The 15,678-nt window shown below is 67.1% G+C and carries 17 protein-coding genes; 7 read left to right on the top strand and 10 right to left on the bottom strand.

What is annotated here, in order from left to right; all coding sequences use genetic code 11:
- The first annotated feature begins 6 nt into the window (after positions 1-6).
- Positions 7-588, top strand: coding sequence for a TetR/AcrR family transcriptional regulator (locus tag CWS39_RS06345; RefSeq protein WP_233213380.1), 582 nt, complete (start codon positions 7-9; stop codon positions 586-588).
- Positions 589-715: 127 nt separating this feature from the next.
- On the opposite strand, the gene meaB is transcribed toward CWS39_RS06345, so the two are convergent.
- Together meaB and CWS39_RS06330 are read right to left on the bottom strand one after the other, a co-directional pair.
- A complete protein-coding gene (gene meaB / locus CWS39_RS06335; protein ID WP_102142048.1) occupies positions 716-1,588 on the bottom strand; it encodes a methylmalonyl Co-A mutase-associated GTPase MeaB in 873 nt (290 codons plus the stop codon).
- Positions 1,589-1,598: 10 nt separating this feature from the next.
- The gene (locus CWS39_RS06330) at positions 1,599-2,738 is read right to left on the bottom strand and encodes a thiolase family protein (RefSeq protein ID WP_102142047.1); all 1,140 of its coding nucleotides are present in this window, start codon (positions 2,736-2,738) and stop codon (positions 1,599-1,601) included.
- Between the two features lie 76 nt (positions 2,739-2,814).
- On the opposite strand from CWS39_RS06330, the gene CWS39_RS06325 reads away from it, so the two are divergent.
- Complete coding sequence (locus CWS39_RS06325) at positions 2,815-3,579, top strand: SDR family NAD(P)-dependent oxidoreductase (RefSeq protein WP_102142046.1); 765 nt, start codon at positions 2,815-2,817, stop codon at positions 3,577-3,579.
- The gene (locus CWS39_RS06320) at positions 3,576-4,313 is read left to right on the top strand and encodes an SDR family NAD(P)-dependent oxidoreductase (protein WP_102142045.1); all 738 of its coding nucleotides are present in this window, start codon (positions 3,576-3,578) and stop codon (positions 4,311-4,313) included. Before CWS39_RS06325 ends, CWS39_RS06320 begins: the two co-directional genes overlap by 4 nt.
- A gap of 26 nt (positions 4,314-4,339) precedes the next feature.
- Here the strand turns inward: CWS39_RS06320 and CWS39_RS06315 are convergent, their stop codons facing one another.
- From CWS39_RS06315 to CWS39_RS06300, 4 genes are read right to left on the bottom strand one after another with little or no spacing between them, the layout of a single operon-like run.
- Positions 4,340-5,107, bottom strand: a complete 768-nt coding sequence (locus tag CWS39_RS06315; protein ID WP_102142044.1) for an enoyl-CoA hydratase/isomerase family protein — start codon at positions 5,105-5,107, stop codon at positions 4,340-4,342.
- Position 5,108: 1 nt separating this feature from the next.
- Complete coding sequence (locus CWS39_RS06310) at positions 5,109-6,197, bottom strand: acyl-CoA dehydrogenase family protein (RefSeq protein ID WP_102142043.1); 1,089 nt, start codon at positions 6,195-6,197, stop codon at positions 5,109-5,111.
- Entirely contained in the window at positions 6,184-6,999 is an 816-nt protein-coding gene (locus CWS39_RS06305) for an acyl-CoA dehydrogenase family protein (protein ID WP_102142042.1), read from the bottom strand. Before CWS39_RS06305 ends, CWS39_RS06310 begins: the two co-directional genes overlap by 14 nt.
- Complete coding sequence (locus CWS39_RS06300) at positions 6,984-8,348, bottom strand: class I adenylate-forming enzyme family protein (protein WP_102142041.1); 1,365 nt, start codon at positions 8,346-8,348, stop codon at positions 6,984-6,986. Before CWS39_RS06300 ends, CWS39_RS06305 begins: the two co-directional genes overlap by 16 nt.
- A 125-nt stretch (positions 8,349-8,473) precedes the next feature.
- On the opposite strand from CWS39_RS06300, the gene CWS39_RS06295 reads away from it, so the two are divergent.
- Positions 8,474-8,800, top strand: a complete 327-nt coding sequence (locus CWS39_RS06295) for a 2Fe-2S iron-sulfur cluster-binding protein (protein WP_102142040.1) — start codon at positions 8,474-8,476, stop codon at positions 8,798-8,800.
- A gap of 2 nt (positions 8,801-8,802) precedes the next feature.
- Here the strand turns inward: CWS39_RS06295 and CWS39_RS06290 are convergent, their stop codons facing one another.
- From CWS39_RS06290 to CWS39_RS06275, 4 genes are read right to left on the bottom strand one after another with little or no spacing between them, the layout of a single operon-like run.
- Positions 8,803-9,834: a CaiB/BaiF CoA transferase family protein gene (locus CWS39_RS06290; RefSeq protein WP_102142039.1), complete on the bottom strand. Its 1,032-nt coding sequence runs from the start codon at positions 9,832-9,834 to the stop codon at positions 8,803-8,805.
- Positions 9,831-10,787, bottom strand: a complete 957-nt coding sequence (locus CWS39_RS06285) for an LLM class F420-dependent oxidoreductase (protein ID WP_102142038.1) — start codon at positions 10,785-10,787, stop codon at positions 9,831-9,833. Before CWS39_RS06285 ends, CWS39_RS06290 begins: the two co-directional genes overlap by 4 nt.
- Before the next feature lie 2 nt (positions 10,788-10,789).
- Entirely contained in the window at positions 10,790-11,191 is a 402-nt protein-coding gene (locus CWS39_RS06280) for a cobalamin B12-binding domain-containing protein (RefSeq protein WP_102142037.1), read from the bottom strand.
- Entirely contained in the window at positions 11,192-12,769 is a 1,578-nt protein-coding gene (locus CWS39_RS06275) for a methylmalonyl-CoA mutase family protein (protein ID WP_102142036.1), read from the bottom strand.
- Positions 12,770-13,017: 248 nt separating this feature from the next.
- Here CWS39_RS06275 and CWS39_RS06270 point away from each other — a divergent pair, with 248 nt between their 5' ends.
- Genes CWS39_RS06270 through CWS39_RS06260 form a run of 3 tightly spaced genes read left to right on the top strand, consistent with a single transcriptional unit; the run spans position 13,018 to position 15,646 of the window.
- Positions 13,018-13,854: an SDR family oxidoreductase gene (locus CWS39_RS06270; RefSeq protein ID WP_102142035.1), complete on the top strand. Its 837-nt coding sequence runs from the start codon at positions 13,018-13,020 to the stop codon at positions 13,852-13,854.
- Complete coding sequence (locus CWS39_RS06265) at positions 13,851-15,347, top strand: class I adenylate-forming enzyme family protein (RefSeq protein WP_102142034.1); 1,497 nt, start codon at positions 13,851-13,853, stop codon at positions 15,345-15,347. Before CWS39_RS06270 ends, CWS39_RS06265 begins: the two co-directional genes overlap by 4 nt.
- On the top strand, positions 15,344-15,646 hold the full coding sequence (locus CWS39_RS06260; protein ID WP_102142033.1) for a hypothetical protein: 303 nt from the start codon (positions 15,344-15,346) through the stop codon (positions 15,644-15,646). The genes CWS39_RS06265 and CWS39_RS06260 overlap by 4 nt, the downstream gene beginning before the upstream one ends.
- Positions 15,647-15,678: the final 32 nt, after the last annotated feature.

The raw sequence follows: 15,678 nt of genomic DNA, 5'->3' as shown, positions 1-15,678 counted from the left end.
GTCGCTGTGACCACCACGCAGGAAGGCCGCAGGTTCAGCGATATCACCAGGACCGCCGCGCAGACGCGGGTGCTGAATGCGGCGTTGAAGTTGATCGCCGAGCGCGGCGTCAGCGGCACGTCCCTGCAGATGATCGCCGACGAGATGGGCGTGACGAAGGCGGCGGTGTACCGCCAGTTCAGGACGAAGGAAGAAATCGTCATTGCGCTCACCGAGCGGGAGATGGGCCGGCTCGAAGAGGCACTCGAAGCCGCCGAGGCACAGGGACGCGGTCCCCGGGCGCGAGAAGTGCTGCTGGACAGGATGATCGACCAGGCCGTCGATCGCCGCGGCGTTGTCAGCGCCTTGCAGTTCGACCCGGTCATCCTTCGGCTGCAGGCAGAATACAAACCGTTTCAGCAATTCATCGAACGTCTTTACGCGACGTTGCTCGGCACCGAGGCCGGCGTCGAGGCTCGACTGCATGCCGCGGTGTTGTCGAGTGCGATCAGCGTCGCGGTGATGCATCCGCTGGTCGCCGACGTCGACGGCGAAACACTGCGCGTGCAGCTGAAGCAGATGACACGTCGAATGCTCGGCCTTCCCTGACCACCGGCAATGCCGGCGCGGTCGCGCTCGTGTCCGCGGACAAGGCGTTCGCCGACGTGCCGGACATCGCGCACGTCGTCCCTGACGCCGGGATCGCCAGCCTGCTCTGCGGGTAGAGCCGCGCAGCCTAAGGTTCGACGGGTACGGCGAACAGTTGCTCCGCCGCCCCGTACGGGTCGTCGCGGCCTTCGGCGACCGACGCGGCCAGCCGGTCCAGCTCGGGATGGTTGCGCAGCAGGGTCTGGGCCAGCGACAGGATCTGGGCCCGCGCCCGCGCAGTGCGCCGGTCGTGGGTGTCCGCGCGGTGGTGGGCGTCGATGGCCTCGACCAGCTCCGCCAGGCCCTCCCCTTGTGCCGCAACAAGTTTGAGGACCGGAACGTGTGTCTCGGCCCGAAGGTCGCGCGCCGTCTGGTCCGCACCCTCCCGGTCGGCCTTGTTGACGACGACGAGGTCGGCGACCTCCAACAGCCCCGCTTTTGCGGCCTGAACCGCATCTCCCGCACCGGGATTGAGGATGACGACGGTCGGGTCGGCGATGGCGGCAATCTCGATCTCGGACTGCCCGACGCCGACCGTCTCCGCCACGATCAGGTCGTACGACAGGGCAGCGAGCAGCCGGATCGCCGCGGGCACGGCGGCGGCCAACCCACCCAGGTGTCCCCGGGTGGCCACCGATCGGATGAGCACGTCCGGATCGTTGATGTGCGCGGCCATCCGGATGCGGTCACCCAACAGCGCCCCGCCGCTGTACGGAGACGACGGGTCCACCGCGAGCACGGCGACCCGCAGGCCGCGTTCGCGATAGGCCCCGACCAGCGCCCCGACCGTCGTCGACTTCCCGGCGCCCGGCGGCCCCGTCACCCCGATGACGCGCGCCGACGCGGGTTCGAGCGCGGCGAGTACCTCGTCGCGGCGTGGGCTTTCGACCAGGCTCAGCAGTCGGCCGGCCGCGCGGGTGGATCCGTCGCGCGCCGCCGCGATGAGCTCATCGATGGTCATCGCCCCCAGCCTATGGCGCAGGCACCTCGATGACCGTCGCCGACCCCATCCCGCCGCCGGCGCACATCGCTGCGACGCCGATACCGCCGCCGCGCCTGCGCAGTTCGTGCACCAGCGTGACGAGCATGCGGGCACCGGTGGCCGCGACGGGATGGCCCAGCGAGCAGCCGCTGCCGCTCACGTTCACGCGCTCCGGATCGATGTCGAGCAGCTTGATGGTGGCCACGCACATCGACGCGAACGCCTCGTTGATTTCGAACAGGTCGACGTCGGCCAGCGAAAGACGCGCCCGTGCAAGCGCTTTCGGAATCGCCTCGACCGGCGCGAGGCCCGTCGACGCCGGATCGACGCCGACCGACGCCCACGCTTTGATGGTGGCCAGCGCGGGTAGGCCGAGCCGGTCGCTGGCGAGGACCAGCGCGGCGGCACCGTCGTTGGCGCCGCACGCGTTGCCCGCGGTGATCGAGAAACCCTCGATCTCCGGATGCAGCGGTTTGAGCGCGGCGAGTTTCTCGAGCGTGGTATCGCGGCGTGGATGCTCGTCGACCTCGAACAGGCCGTGCGGTGTCTCGATCGGGACGATCTCCTCCTTGAAGCGGCCCTCGTCGATGGCCTGGATCGCCTTGCGATGCGAGCCCAGCGCCCACTCGTCCATCTCCTGACGGCTCACACCCGCCTTGACCGCGGCGTTCCAGCCGACCGTGATCGACATGTCCATGTTGGGCGCGTCGGGGCGGTTGGGATGGGTGGGCGGAAACCAATCGACGACGTCCTCGCCCATGCGGCGCGTGAACCGCGGTGATGTCGACGCCGAATTCACCCCGCCGGCGATGATCAACTGATCCATTCCCGCCCGGATGCTGGCCGCGGCGCCCTGCACGGCGGCCTGGCCCGCTGCGCAATGCCGATTCAGAGCCAAGCCCGGGACCGACGTCAGCCCCGCAGTGATCGCCGCGTGCCGGGCGACGACGCCGCCGCCGTAAAGGCCCTCGCCGAGGATGACGTCGTCGATCGGCTGACCGTCGAGATCGGCCGCCGCGGCACCCACCACACGCTCGGCCAGCTGGTAGGCGTCGGTGTCGCGCAACGTGCCCTTCATGGCGGTGCCGATGGGCGTGCGCAGGGCATTGACGATCACGGCTTCAGGCATAGGTGTCTCCGTCTCGACCGGTATGAGAATGCTATTCTCTCAGTTTGAGAGTGCCAGTTGCAAGAAGGGGAACCATATGCAAATCGCAGGTAGCGCCGCGATCGTGGTCGGTGGCGCAGGCGGCCTGGGTGAGGCGACCGTTCGCAGACTGCACGGCGCAGGTGCCAAGGTCGTCGTCGCCGACGTCGCCGACGAAAAGGGCGGCGAGCTGGAGAAGGAACTCGGCGTGCGGTATGTGCGCACCGACGCGACCTCCGAGGAATCCGTGCTCGCGGCGATCGCCGAGGCGGAGTCGCTGGGCCCGCTGCGAATCTCGGTGGACACCCACGGCGGCCCGGCCAGTGGCGGCCGGCTGGTCGGCAAGGATGGTTCCCCGCTGGACCTGGACGGCTTCAAGAAGACGATCGAGTTCTACCTCACCGCGGTTTTCAACGTGATGCGGTTGAGCGCCGCCGCGATCGCCAAGTCCGAGCCGCTCGAGGAGGGTGGCCGCGGCGTGATCGTCAACACCGCGTCGATCGCGGGCTATGAGGGCCAGATCGGACAGCTGCCCTACTCCGCCGCCAAGGGTGGGGTGCTGGGCATGACGCTCGTCGCGGCGCGTGATCTCTCCCCGCTGGGCATCCGCGTCGTCACCATCGCGCCGGGCACCATCAATACGCCCGCCTACGGCAAGGCGGCCGACCAGCTCGAGCAGTACTGGGGCCCGCAGGTGCCGTTCCCGAAGCGGATGGGCCGGTCGACGGAGTACGCGCAGCTGGCGCAGAGCATCATCGAAAACGACTATCTCAACGGCGAAATCATCCGCCTGGACGGAGCTTTGCGGTTCCCGCCGAAGTGACGCTTTCCGGCAAGGTCGCCTTCGTCGCCGGTGCCAGCCGGGGCATCGGCGCGACGGTCGCGTCGGCGTTGGCAGCCGAAGGGGCATCGGTGGCCGTCGCGGCGCGGTCCGAGCAACAGGGCAAGGTTCCGGGGACGATCTTCTCGGTCGCCGACGGGATCACGTCGGCGGGCGGGCGAGCGCTGCCCGTGCCGTGCGACGTCACCAGTGAGGAGTCGGTGGAAGCCGCTGTGGCGGCAACGGTTTCGGAGTTCGGCGGCATCGACATCCTGGTCGCCAACGCGGGTGTGTTGTGGCTCGGGCCGATCGAGTCGACGCCGCTCAAGCGCTGGCAACTGTGTTTGAACGTCAACCTCACCGGGGTGTTCTTGGTGACGAAAGCCGTTATCCCCCATGTGCGAGCACGCGGCGGCGGGTCGTTGATCGCGGTCACCACCACCGGCGTCACCATGACCGATCACGGCTCGAATGCCTACTGGGTGTCCAAGGCCGGCGTCGAGCGACTATGCCTTGGGCTGGCAACGGATTTGAAGCCGGACAACATCGCGGTGAACTGCCTGAGCCCGTCGCGGGTGGTGCTCACCGAAGGCTGGCAGGCCGGCGGCGGTATGCAGATCCCGCCCGAGATGGTCGAACCACCCGAGGCGATGGCAAAGGCCGCGGTATGGCTGGCTCAGCAGGACGCGTCGGGCATCACGGGCACGATTCAGCGCTCCGAGGAGCTTGCCCAATAACGCCGAAATATTCGAGGTCGGGCGCCCTACTTCTCCTTGGCGATGAGTCCGTCGACGATCTTGTTGAAGTCCGCCGTGCCGAACGACACGTACTCGGCGAGGTTGGCATAGTCCAGTGAGGCCATCACCGACTTCTCCAGCTGCATGTTCATCAGCCGCTTGGTGGCCTCGACCGCCTGCTGCGGCAACTCCACGATCTTCTTCGCGCAGGCGATCGCCTCAGAAAGTGGGTCGGCGACGACGTGATTGGCCAAGCCCAGCTCGACCGCCCGCTGCGCCTTGATTCGCACGCCCGTGAGGGCGAACTCCTTGGCCTGCAGCAAGCTGATCTGCGAACCCCAGACAAGCGGACCACCGTCTGCCGCAACAAGTCCGATCGAGACATGCGGGTCGGCGAAGAAGGCGTTTTCGGCGATGAAGACGACGTCCGACAGCGCGGCGAGGCTGCAGCCCAGCCCCACCGCCGGGCCGTTCACGGCGGCGATCACCGGAATGCGACACCGAACCATGCCGATCACGATGTCGCGGCCATGCTTGATTGTCTTCTGGCGCAGGGCCTCATCCTTGCGCAGCTCGTCGAGGTAGTTGAAGTCACCGCCGGCCGAGAATGCCCTGCCGGCCCCGGTGATGACGGCCGCCCGCGCGCCGGCGTCCTCGTTCAGCGCCTCCCAGATCTTGGCGAGCCCGACGTGCAGGTTGTCGTTGACCGCGTTGAGATCGGCGGGCCGGTTCAGCGTGATGATCCGCAGCGGACCGTCGGCCTGGACGTCGATTTCCGGTGGCATGTCGTACAAATCAGGCTCCTAGTCCGAGAATTCGCGACGCGATGATGTTCTTCTGAATCTGTGACGTGCCGCCCATGACGCTCTGCGCGCGGCTGTACATGTAGGCGCCGAACAGCTCCGGATCGCGGGTGCCGACGGTGGCCAGCGCGGCGTGCCCGACGGCCTGCTCCGTCCACGTCATCAACAGCTTGTCCAGCGACCCCTGCGGCCCGTGGGTGAGTCCGTCGAGCTGCTCTGACAGCCGGCGCCGCACGTGCAACCGCAGCATCTCGGTTTGCACCCACGCCCACGCCAGTTCCTGCGGCGGCGGCCCGTCGACACGAGATGCCAACTGGCGCACCAACTTGCCGTACCGGGCGGAGAAGCCGAGCGTCGACGGCTCGCGCTCATGGCTGACGACGGTCATCGCCAGCTTCCAGCCCTCACCGGGCGCGCCCACCATGTTCTCGGCGGGCACCCGCGCACCGTCGAACGTGACCTGGCCGAATTCCTTTGTGACACCGCTGATCATCTTCAGCGGGCGCTGCTCGATTCCGGGCTGATGCATCGAGACGATGAACGCCGAAATCCCCTTGTGCCGTGGCACGTCTTTGTCGGTGCGGGCCAGCACCAGGCACCAGTCGGCGACGTCGGAGTAGCTCGTCCAGATCTTGTGACCGTGGATGACGTACTCGTCACCCTCCCGTGTCGCGGTGGTGGTCAGCGACGCGAGGTCGGAGCCCGCGCCGGGCTCGGAGAAACCCTGGCACCACCGCTCGGTGCCGTTGATCATGCCGGGCAGGAACCGTTGCCGCAGTTCCTCATTGCCGTGATGAGACAGTCCGACGACGAGATAACCCAGGCTCGGCCGCGCCGGCGCTCCTGCCTTCGCGATCTCCTCGTCGACGATGACGTCGTAGACCGGCGGCAGGTCTTGGCCGCCGTACTTCTTCGGCCACGATGTGCCGAAAAACCCGGCCTCATACAGCGCCTGATGCCACTCGCCCTGCTTGGCCCAGTACTCGTCGCCCGACGTCGGGAACTTGCCCTTCTGTTCGGTCAGCCAGCCGCGCAACCTCTCCCGGAAGGCGGCTTCCTCCGGCGAATCACGAAAGTCCAATGGTCAGCTCCTCCAGCTTCGCGGGCCACATCTCGGTCGCGGCCAACACTCGCCGCAGGTAGACGTGCGCCAGGCACTCCCAGGTGTTGCCGATCCCGCCGTGCACCTGGATCGAGGTTTCGCACACCGTCAATGCTGAACGCGCACAGTAGATCTTGGCCACCCGGGCGGCTTCGATGGCTTCGCCAACCGGTAGCTCGTCGACCGCCCACGCGGCGTGGCGCGCCACGCTGATCGAGCCCTCGATGAGCGCCAGGCTCTCGGCGAGCAGATGCGCGACGGCCTGATACGAGCCGATCGTCGCGCCGTACTGCTCGCGCACCTTGGCGTACTCGACCGCCAGCGTGTGCGCGCCGCGGGCGGCACCCACCAGGTCGGCGGCGGTGACCGTGAGCGCCAATGCGTGCCACCGGCCGGCGTCGTCGTCAGCAAGTTCGTCGAGCTCCGCTGGTGACTCGGCCACGCCCGCAAGACTTCCGGTCAGATCGACCGATTCGGGGTCGTCGGCCGGAACGGTCGGCTGCCGGCCGAGGCGGCCTGCCAGATCGTCGAGCAACACCGGTCCGATGAACGGCACGTCGACCAGCCCCCGGGCGAATTCCTCGGCCACGATGGCCACCTCGACACCGGATGCGCCGTCCGAGCGTAACGTCCGGAAACCAGTCGCGTCGACGGACTTCTCGAGTCGCGCCCGGCGGCTCTCGTCGTCCAGATCGGCGACCGAACCCGGTCCAAGGTCGTCGGCCAGCTTGGCCGCGGCGTCGCGCAGCTGTTGCTGTTCAGTTGTCAGACGGACGTCCACAGACGCTCCTTTAGCACTCGGCGCAACACCTTTCCTGAGGGCAGACGAGGTACCTCGTCGACAAACACCACGCGGCTGGGCCGCTTGTAGGACGCCAGCCGGTCCCCGACGAGCGCGACGAGCTCCTCGGCATCGACCACGCCATCCGCCTTGACCGCGGCGACGATCGCCTCACCGTTGGCGGTGTCGGGAACCCCGAACACCGCGCAGTCCTCGACCGCCGAGTGCCCGTGCAGCACAGCCTCGATCTCGGCCGGCGCGACTTGAAAGCCCCGTATCTTGATCATTTCCTTCGAGCGGTCGGTGATGTGGAGGAATCCGTCGCCGTCCTGGTGTCCGACGTCGCCGGTCCGGTACCAGCCATCGGAAAAAGCTTCTGCGGTAGCCGAATCCGGCAGATAGCCCGCCATCACCGAATCCGAGCGCACCTGGATCTCGCCGTTGTCGCCGATCCGCACCGCGACCCCGGGTACTGGTCTGCCGACCGTGTCCAGTCGTGCCCCGTCGAGTGGATTGCACGAGATCACCGGCAGTTCGCTGGCACCATACGCCGTCACCCAGTTCACACCGGTCCTGCGCGTGACCGTTTCAGCCACGCTTTGCGTCACCGGCGTCGCGCACCACATGATGTACCGCAGCGAGGAGAGGTCGTAGCGTTCCAGCTCCGGGTGCGCGGCAAGCGCCAAAGCGATTGGCGCCACGGCCATTTCGATGGTGATGCGGTCGGATTCGATGTGCCGCAGCATGGAGTCGATGTCGAACCGGCGGTGCAGCCGGATCCAGGTGCCGGTTTCGAGCGCCATCACGATGTTGAGCAGTCCGAGAATGTGCGACGGCGGCGTCATGATCTGCATGCGGTCCGCGGACGTCAAGCCCAGCGCGTCACGCCAATGCTGCACCGCCACGGCGAACGAGCCGTGGGTATGGCGCACCGCCTTGGGCATGCCCGTGGTGCCCGAGCTGAATACGAACAGCGCGTCGGGATCCGGCCGCGGCGCGTCGAACGCTCGCCGTCCCGGCGTGACAGGTTCGTCGAGGTGCAGCATCGGCATCACCTCGGCCAGCACCGGATGATCTCCCACCGCGTGGGCGGGTTCGGTCAAGGCGAGGGCGTGCTCGACCTCGGTGCGCTTCCACGCCGGGCTGAGCAACACCGCCGATGCACCCAGCCGCCAGATCGCCCGCAACGCGATGACGAACTCCGGCCGGTTCGACGACATCAGCGCGACGCGCTCACCTGCCCGAACGCCGCGATGCTCGAGCATGGTCGCCATGCCGGCGGCCAGCGCATCGAGCCGACCGAGGGTGTACTCCCGCTCCTCGTAAGCGAGGGCGATCGACTCAGTCACGTCTCGCTTACCCCTTCCGGCCTCGCGCAAGTCACCGCCACGACAACATGGAGAAGATCTTCGGTTGTCGAGGAGAATACTATTCTCCTATTATCAGAATGACAATGCCAGACGATAGGGGGCACATGACGGCAGAAGCGCTGCCAAACCCGCCCGCCGACGACGCCAACGACGCCGACAACAAGGTCACGATCGTTCTCGATCGCAAGACGGTGTCCGTCCCGCGGGTGGCGGGCGAGACGCTCCTGGAGAGCGCACGACGGGCCGGGCTGGCGCCGCCCTTCTCGTGCGAGGCCGGCAACTGCGGCACCTGCATAGCCAAGCTGATGGACGGCAACGTCACGATGCGGGTCAACGACGCCCTCGAAGACGACGAGATCGAGGACGGCTGGATCCTGACGTGCCAGGCGGTGCCCGACACGCCGTCGGTCACGGTGTCCTACGACGAATGAATTCAGCCGTGCTCGTCGAGGCGGGGCGGCGGCCGGTACTCGGGCTTGTAACCGCTGACCCGGATCGGGCTGCCGACCAGACGGAAATCCCCCGCGGTGACGACGGCTTCAGGCGTCGCGTCCAACGCCTGCGGCAGCGTGCGCACCGCGGCGACCGGAATTCCCAGTGGCCGTAGCCGCGATTCCCAGTTCGCGGCGGTGTCGCCCGCCAAGACTTCGGTGACGACGGCCAGCACCTCCTCGCGGCGGGCGGCGCGTTCGGCCATCGTCGCAAAGCCCTCGATACCGGCCTCCGCAGCGAACGACTTCCAGAAGCCGTCGTGGGTGATGAACAACGCGAGATACCCGTCGGCAGTCGGAAATAGTTGCGCAGGAACGTAATAGGAGTGGGCGCCGTGGGGATGACGACGCGGTTCGACTCCGCTGTTGAGGTAGGCCGACGCGTGATAGTTCAGCTGCGACAGCATGACGTCTTGCAGTGAGACGTCGACTTGCCCGCCGCGGCCGGAGACGATCATCGCGAGCAGGCCGAGCGCCGCGGCCAGTCCGGTGGAATTGTCCGCCGACGAATATCCCGGCAGGGTCGGCGGGCCGTCGGGGTCTCCGGTCATCGCCGCGACACCCGTCGCCGCCTGGATCACGTAGTCGAAGGCGGGATCGTCGCCGCCGTCGAGCCCGAAGCCCGTCATCGCCACGCACACGATCTTCTCGTTGTACTGGCGCAGGGCGTCGTAGGTGAGGCCGAGTTTGCGGATCACCGATGGCTTCATATTGACCAGCAGCGCATGGGAATTCGCGACGAGCTCACCCAGCCGCTTGCGTCCGTCCTCCGAGTTGAGGTCGAGGCAGATGCTCTGCTTGTTGCGGTTGAGGCTGGCGAAGTAGCTGTCGGAAACCTGCCGGGAGATTTCGCCGCCCGGCGGCTCGATCTTGATGACTTCCGCACCGAGGTCGGCCAGTTGCATGGTGGCGTACGGCCCGGCGAGCATGACGCCGACCTCGAGGATGCGGATGCCCGCGAGGGGCCCAGTCATCGGACTTGTTTGGCGAGCTCGGCGATCACCTCGCGCGTCCGGTACTTGGACGCCACCAGCTCATCGCGCGTCTCGCCGATCGGTAGCAGGCGCACCGACAGATCAGTCACGCCGGCGTCGGCAAACTTCTTGAAACGGGCCAGAATTGACTCTTCGTCACCGGCCGCCGTCAGATCGCCGACGTCGCGGGCGTCACCGCGGTCCAGTAGCCGCTGGTAGTTCGGCGACGTCTCCGCCTCGGCGAGAATGCGATTCGCGCGCTCCTTGGCCTTGTCGATCTCGGAGTTGGCGCACAGGCACACCGGGATGCCCGCGACGATGCGCGGAGCCGGCCGGCCGGCGTTGTCGGCCGCCTTGGTGATCCGCGGTGCGATGTGCTCGCCGATGGCGCGCTCGTCGGCCATCCACAACACCGTGCCGTCGGCGAGTTCGCCTGCGATCTGCAGCATTACCGGACCGAGTGCGGCCACCAAAACCGGCAGCGGGGTCTCGGCCCCGAGGACGGTCGGATTGTGCACGGTGAATGTGTCGTTCTCGACGTCGACCTCACCGGGACCGGCCAGTGCCTTGTTGAGCACCTCGAGGTAGTCGCGGGTGTAGGCGGCGGGCTTGTCGTAGGGCAGGCCGAGCATATCGCGGATGATCCAGTGATGTGACGGGCCGACGCCGAGCGCCAGCCGTCCACCAGAACCGGCGTGCACCGACAACGCCTGGCGCGCAAGGGCAATCGGATGCTGCGCCTGCAGCGGCACGACTGCGGTGCCGAGTTCGATGCGCGACGTACGGCTGCCCATCAGGGAGACCATGGTGAGGCAGTCGAAATCGTTGGGCACCTGCGGCATCCACGCGGTGTCCAAACCCGCGCCCTCGGCCCACTCGATGTCGGCCAGGAACTTGGTGACCTTGCGGGCCATGTCGCCGCGCTCGGCCCCGATCATCACGCCGAGGCGCATGGCTACTCCCCTACTTTCTCTGAGGTCAGTTTCCGTACCTCGTCGACAAGCGCATCCAACGGCGTCCCGGTCGGGAACACCGCCGCGGCCCCGGCTTCCAACAGCTTGGGCACGTCGCTCTGCGGGATGGTGCCGCCCACCACCACGGCGATGTCGCCGGCGTCGGCCGCCCGCAGCGCCTCGACGGTGCGGGTCGTCAAGGCCAGGTGTGCACCCGAGAGGATCGAAAGGCCCACCAGCGCAACGTCTTCCTGCAGCGCGATCGACACGATGTCCTCGATGCGCTGACGGATGCCGGTGTAGATCACCTCGAATCCGGCGTCGCGCAATGTGCGGGCGACGATCTTGGCGCCGCGGTCATGCCCGTCCAGACCGGGTTTGGCCACGAGAACTCGTACGGCCATCTAGAACACCACCGGTTGCTGAAATTCGCCCCACACCTTTTTCAGCGCGGTGACCATCTCGCCCACAGTGCAATACGCGTTCGCGCAGTCGATCAGCTTGTGCATCAGGTTGTCGTCTCCCTCCGCGGCGCGGGACAACGCGGCCAGACTGGCCTCGACCACAGCCGAATCGCGTTCGGCCTTGACCTTGGTGAGCCGCTTGAGTTGCAGATCGCGCCCCTCGGCGTCGAGTTCGTAGGTGTCGATGTCGGGCGGAGGCTCGTCGGTGACGAACTTGTTCACCCCGACGACCGGCCGCTCGCCGCGCTCGATCTCCTGATGGAGTCGGTAGGCCTCGTCGGCGATCAGCCCCTGCAAGTAGCCGTCCTCGATGGCGCGCACCATGCCGCCGTGGGCTTCGAGGTCGGCCATGATCTCGATGATCTTCTCTTCGGTGGCGTCGGTGAGCGCCTCGACGAAATACGAGCCGCCGAGCGGATCGGCCACCCGCGTCACGCCGGTCTCGTAGGCCAGGATCTGCTGCGTCCGCAACGCCAGCGTCGCCGACTCCTCGCTGGGCAGCGCGAACGGCTCGTCCCAGGCGGCGGTGAACATCGACTGCACGCCGCCGAGCACCGACGCCATCGCCTCGTAGGCGATCCGGACCACATTGTTCTGCGCTTGCGGGGCGTACAGCGAGGCACCACCGGACACACAGCCGAAGCGGAACATCGACGCCTTGTCGGACGTCGCCCCATACCGTTCCCGCACGATCGTCGCCCAGCGGCGACGGCCCGCCCGGTACTTCGCGATCTCCTCGAAGAAGTCACCGTGGGTATAGAAGAAGAACGAGATCTGCGGCGCGAACTGGTCGATGGTCATCCGGCCGCGCTCCACCACGGTGTCGCAGTACGTCACGCCGTCGGCGAGGGTGAACGCCATCTCCTGCACCGCGTTGGCCCCGGCGTCGCGGAAGTGCGCGCCGGCCACCGAGATCGCGTTGAACTTCGGCACCTCGGCGGCGCAGAACTCGATGGTGTCGGCGATCAGCCGCAGCGACGGCTCCGGCGGCCAGATCCAGGTGCCGCGCGACGCGTATTCCTTGAGGATGTCGTTCTGGATGGTGCCGGTGAGCTTCTCGCGGGGTACGCCCTTCTTCTCGGCGGCGGCGACATAGAAGGCCAGCAGGATGGCCGCGGTGCCGTTGATCGTGAAGCTGGTGCTGATCTTGTCCAGCGGGATGCCGTCGAACAGGATCTCGGCATCGGCGAGCGTGTCCACCGCGACGCCGACGCGGCCGACCTCTTCGCCGTACTCGGGGTCGTCGGAGTCATAGCCGCACTGCGTGGGCAGATCGAGCGCCACCGACAACCCGGTGCCGCCTTGTTCGAGCAGGTAGCGGTAGCGGCGATTGGACTCCTCGGGGGTGCCGAATCCCGAATACTGGCGGAATGTCCACAGCCGGCCGCGGTACCCGGACGCGAAGTTTCCCCGGGTGAACGGGTAGGTCCCCGGTGGCGGCGGCTCGGACGTCCGGTCGGCCGGTCCGTAGACGGGCTCGAGCGGGATGCCAGAGGAGGTCTGTACTGGGTCGCTCATCACTGGATAACGTACTTGCCAAAAATGAGAATGCCAATACCGCGGTTGGGAAATGTACCCGCTGTACTGCCGTCGAGCATCCGCGGGCGTCTCGAACGACGGGTCGGAGGGCGACGTGAAGGGCATGGTCGGCGGCGATTCGGCTGGCCCGTCGGCGTATGATTACGAGACTTGCAGAAAATGAGAATGTCAATACCATCGGGTAACCATCGGGTAACCATCGGTAGCGGCGCCGTCGTAGGAGGCCAATGTCTGACCAGCAGGACTCATTCACCGATCGCACGCTGGTCGTGTCGGGCGGCAGCCGCGGCATCGGTTTGGCGATCGCGCTCGGCGCCGCACGCCGCGGGGCGAACGTGGTGCTGCTGGCCAAGACGGCCGAACCCCACCCGAAACTGCCGGGCACCGTGCACACCGCCGTGGCCGACGTCGAAGCGGCGGGCGGCAAGGGTGTCGCGGTGGTGGGCGACGTGCGCAAGGAAGAGGACGTGGCGCGCGCGGTCGAGGCCGCCGTGGAGCACTTCGGCGGGGTGGACATCGTCATCAACAACGCCAGCGCCATCGCCACCGAACCCACCGAGGCGCTGTCGGCCAAGAAATTCGACCTGATGATGGACATCAATGTCCGCGGCACCTTCCTGCTCACCAAGGCCGCGTTGCCGCACCTGCGCAAGTCCGCGAACCCTCATGTGCTGACGCTGGCACCGCCGCTGAACCTGAATCCGTACTGGCTGGGCGCCCATCCCTCCTACACGCTGTCGAAGTACGGGATGACGCTGTTGTCGCTGGGCTGGGCCAGCGAATACGCCTCTGCCGGCATCGGTTTCAGCTGCCTGTGGCCGCAGACGTATATCGCCACCGCGGCGGTCGCGAACCTGGCAGACGGCGACAAGATGGCGGCGCGCTCGCGTAGCCCGGAGATCATGGCCGATGCCGCGGTCGAGATCTTGTCCCGGCCGGCGGCCGACGTCAACGGCCAGTGCTACATCGACGCCGACGTGGTGGCCGGCGATCTGACCCGCTACGGCGGCGGCGATAATCCGATCGTGGACATCTTCATCGATGCGCCGGGTCAGGGCCTATGAGTATTTCCCTGCTGCTCGAGATGGCTGCCTCCGGTGATCCGGAGCGCACCGCGGTGGTGTCCGACGAAACACGGCTCACCGCAGAGCAATTGAGCACCCTCGCCGACGGCGGTGCGGGCGTCATCGCCGCATCGGGGGCCGACCATGTGGCATATGTCGGCACCGGCGGCGTCATGCTGCCGCTGTTGCTGTTCGCCTCCGCGCGGGCCGCAGTGCCGTTCACCCCGCTGAACTACCGGCTCAGCGCCGAGGGTCTGCGCGAGCTCGTCGACCGACTCCAACAGCCGCTGGTGATCGTCGACGCGGAGTACCGCGATGTGGTGGCCGGCAAGCAGGTCATCGAATCCGAGGAGTTCCTCGCGGCGGCGCGCTCCACCGAGCCGGTCTCGGAGTTCGCCGACCCCGATTCGGTCGCGGTGGTGCTGTTCACCTCCGGCACCACGTCGCGACCCAAAGCCGTTGAGCTGACGCACAACAATCTCACCAGCTACGTCACCGGCACGGTCGAGTTCGGATCGGCCGCACCCGATGATGCCGCCCTGATCTGCGTGCCGCCCTACCACATCGCGGGTGTGGGCGCGGCGATGACGAATCTGTATGCCGGCCGAAAGATGGTGTATCTGCGCCAGTTCGACGCCAAGGAATGGATCCGCCTGGTTCGCGAAGAGCGCGTCACCACCGCGACCGTGGTGCCCACGATGCTCGACCGCATCGTCTCCGCGTTGGAGGCCGAGAAGGTCGAACTGCCCACGCTGCGCAATCTGGCCTACGGCGGGTCCAAAGTCGCACTTCCGTTGGTGCGCAAGGCGCTTGAGCTGCTGCCCGACGTGGGTTTCGTCAACGCCTACGGCCTGACCGAAACCAGCTCCACCATCGCGGTGCTCGGCCCCGACGACCACCGCACCGCGCTGAGCGCCACCGACGAGAAGGTGTCGCGGCGGCTGGGATCAGTCGGTCAGCCGGTGCCCGGCATCGAAGTGCAGATCCGCGGCGAGGATGGCAGCGTGCTCGGGCCGGGTGAGACCGGTGAGCTGTTCGTGCGCGGCGAGCAGGTGTCGGGCCGGTACAGCGAGATCGGTTCAGTGCTCGACGCCGACGGCTGGTTCCCCACCAAAGACGTTGCGATGCTTGACGAAGACGGCTACCTGTTCATCGGCGGACGCTCCGACGACACCATCATCCGCGGCGGGGAGAACATCGCCCCCGCCGAGATCGAGGACGTGCTCGTGGAGCATCCTGCGGTGCGCGACTGTGCAGTGGTAGGCCCCGACGATCCGCAATGGGGCCAGATCATCCTCGCCGTCGTCGTACCCGCCGAAGGCGCGCAACCCGACCCCGAAGAGCTGCGCGGCCATGTGCGCCAACACCTTCGGGGCTCGCGTACCCCGGACCGGGTGGTGTTCCGCGACGAACTGCCGGTCAACGCGTTGGGCAAGGTGCTGCGCCGACAACTCGTCGACGAATTCCAATCAGCCGCAAAGGAGCCAGCATGATCAAGAACGGCACTCGCCTGCAAAGCCAGGTGTGTGACACCCAGGTCATCGTCGTGCGTGCCGCCGACAGTCTCGACGATCTGCGCGCCGGAGGGGTGCCGATGATCCCGCTGGACGCCGAAAAAGCCTCCGACGCAACGCTGGACCCGGCTTTCGCCGACGGCAACCTGATGGGCAAGCGCTACGTCGACGAGAACGGTGCCGAAGTGCTCGTCACCAAGGCCGGCGCGGGCACGCTGAGCATCGGAACCACCCCGCTGAGCCTGAAGGAAGCCAAGCCGCTGCCCGCCAGCGACTGAGCGCTTGCGTTGACACTGCGTCCAGGGCGCAA

This window comes from Mycobacterium hubeiense, from assembly GCF_002838065.1.
In the GTDB taxonomy this organism is placed as follows: Bacteria; Actinomycetota; Actinomycetes; order Mycobacteriales; family Mycobacteriaceae; genus Mycobacterium; species Mycobacterium hubeiense.
The sequence above is the reverse complement of the archived record's forward strand: the minus strand, read 5'-3'. Positions and strand labels throughout refer to the sequence as shown.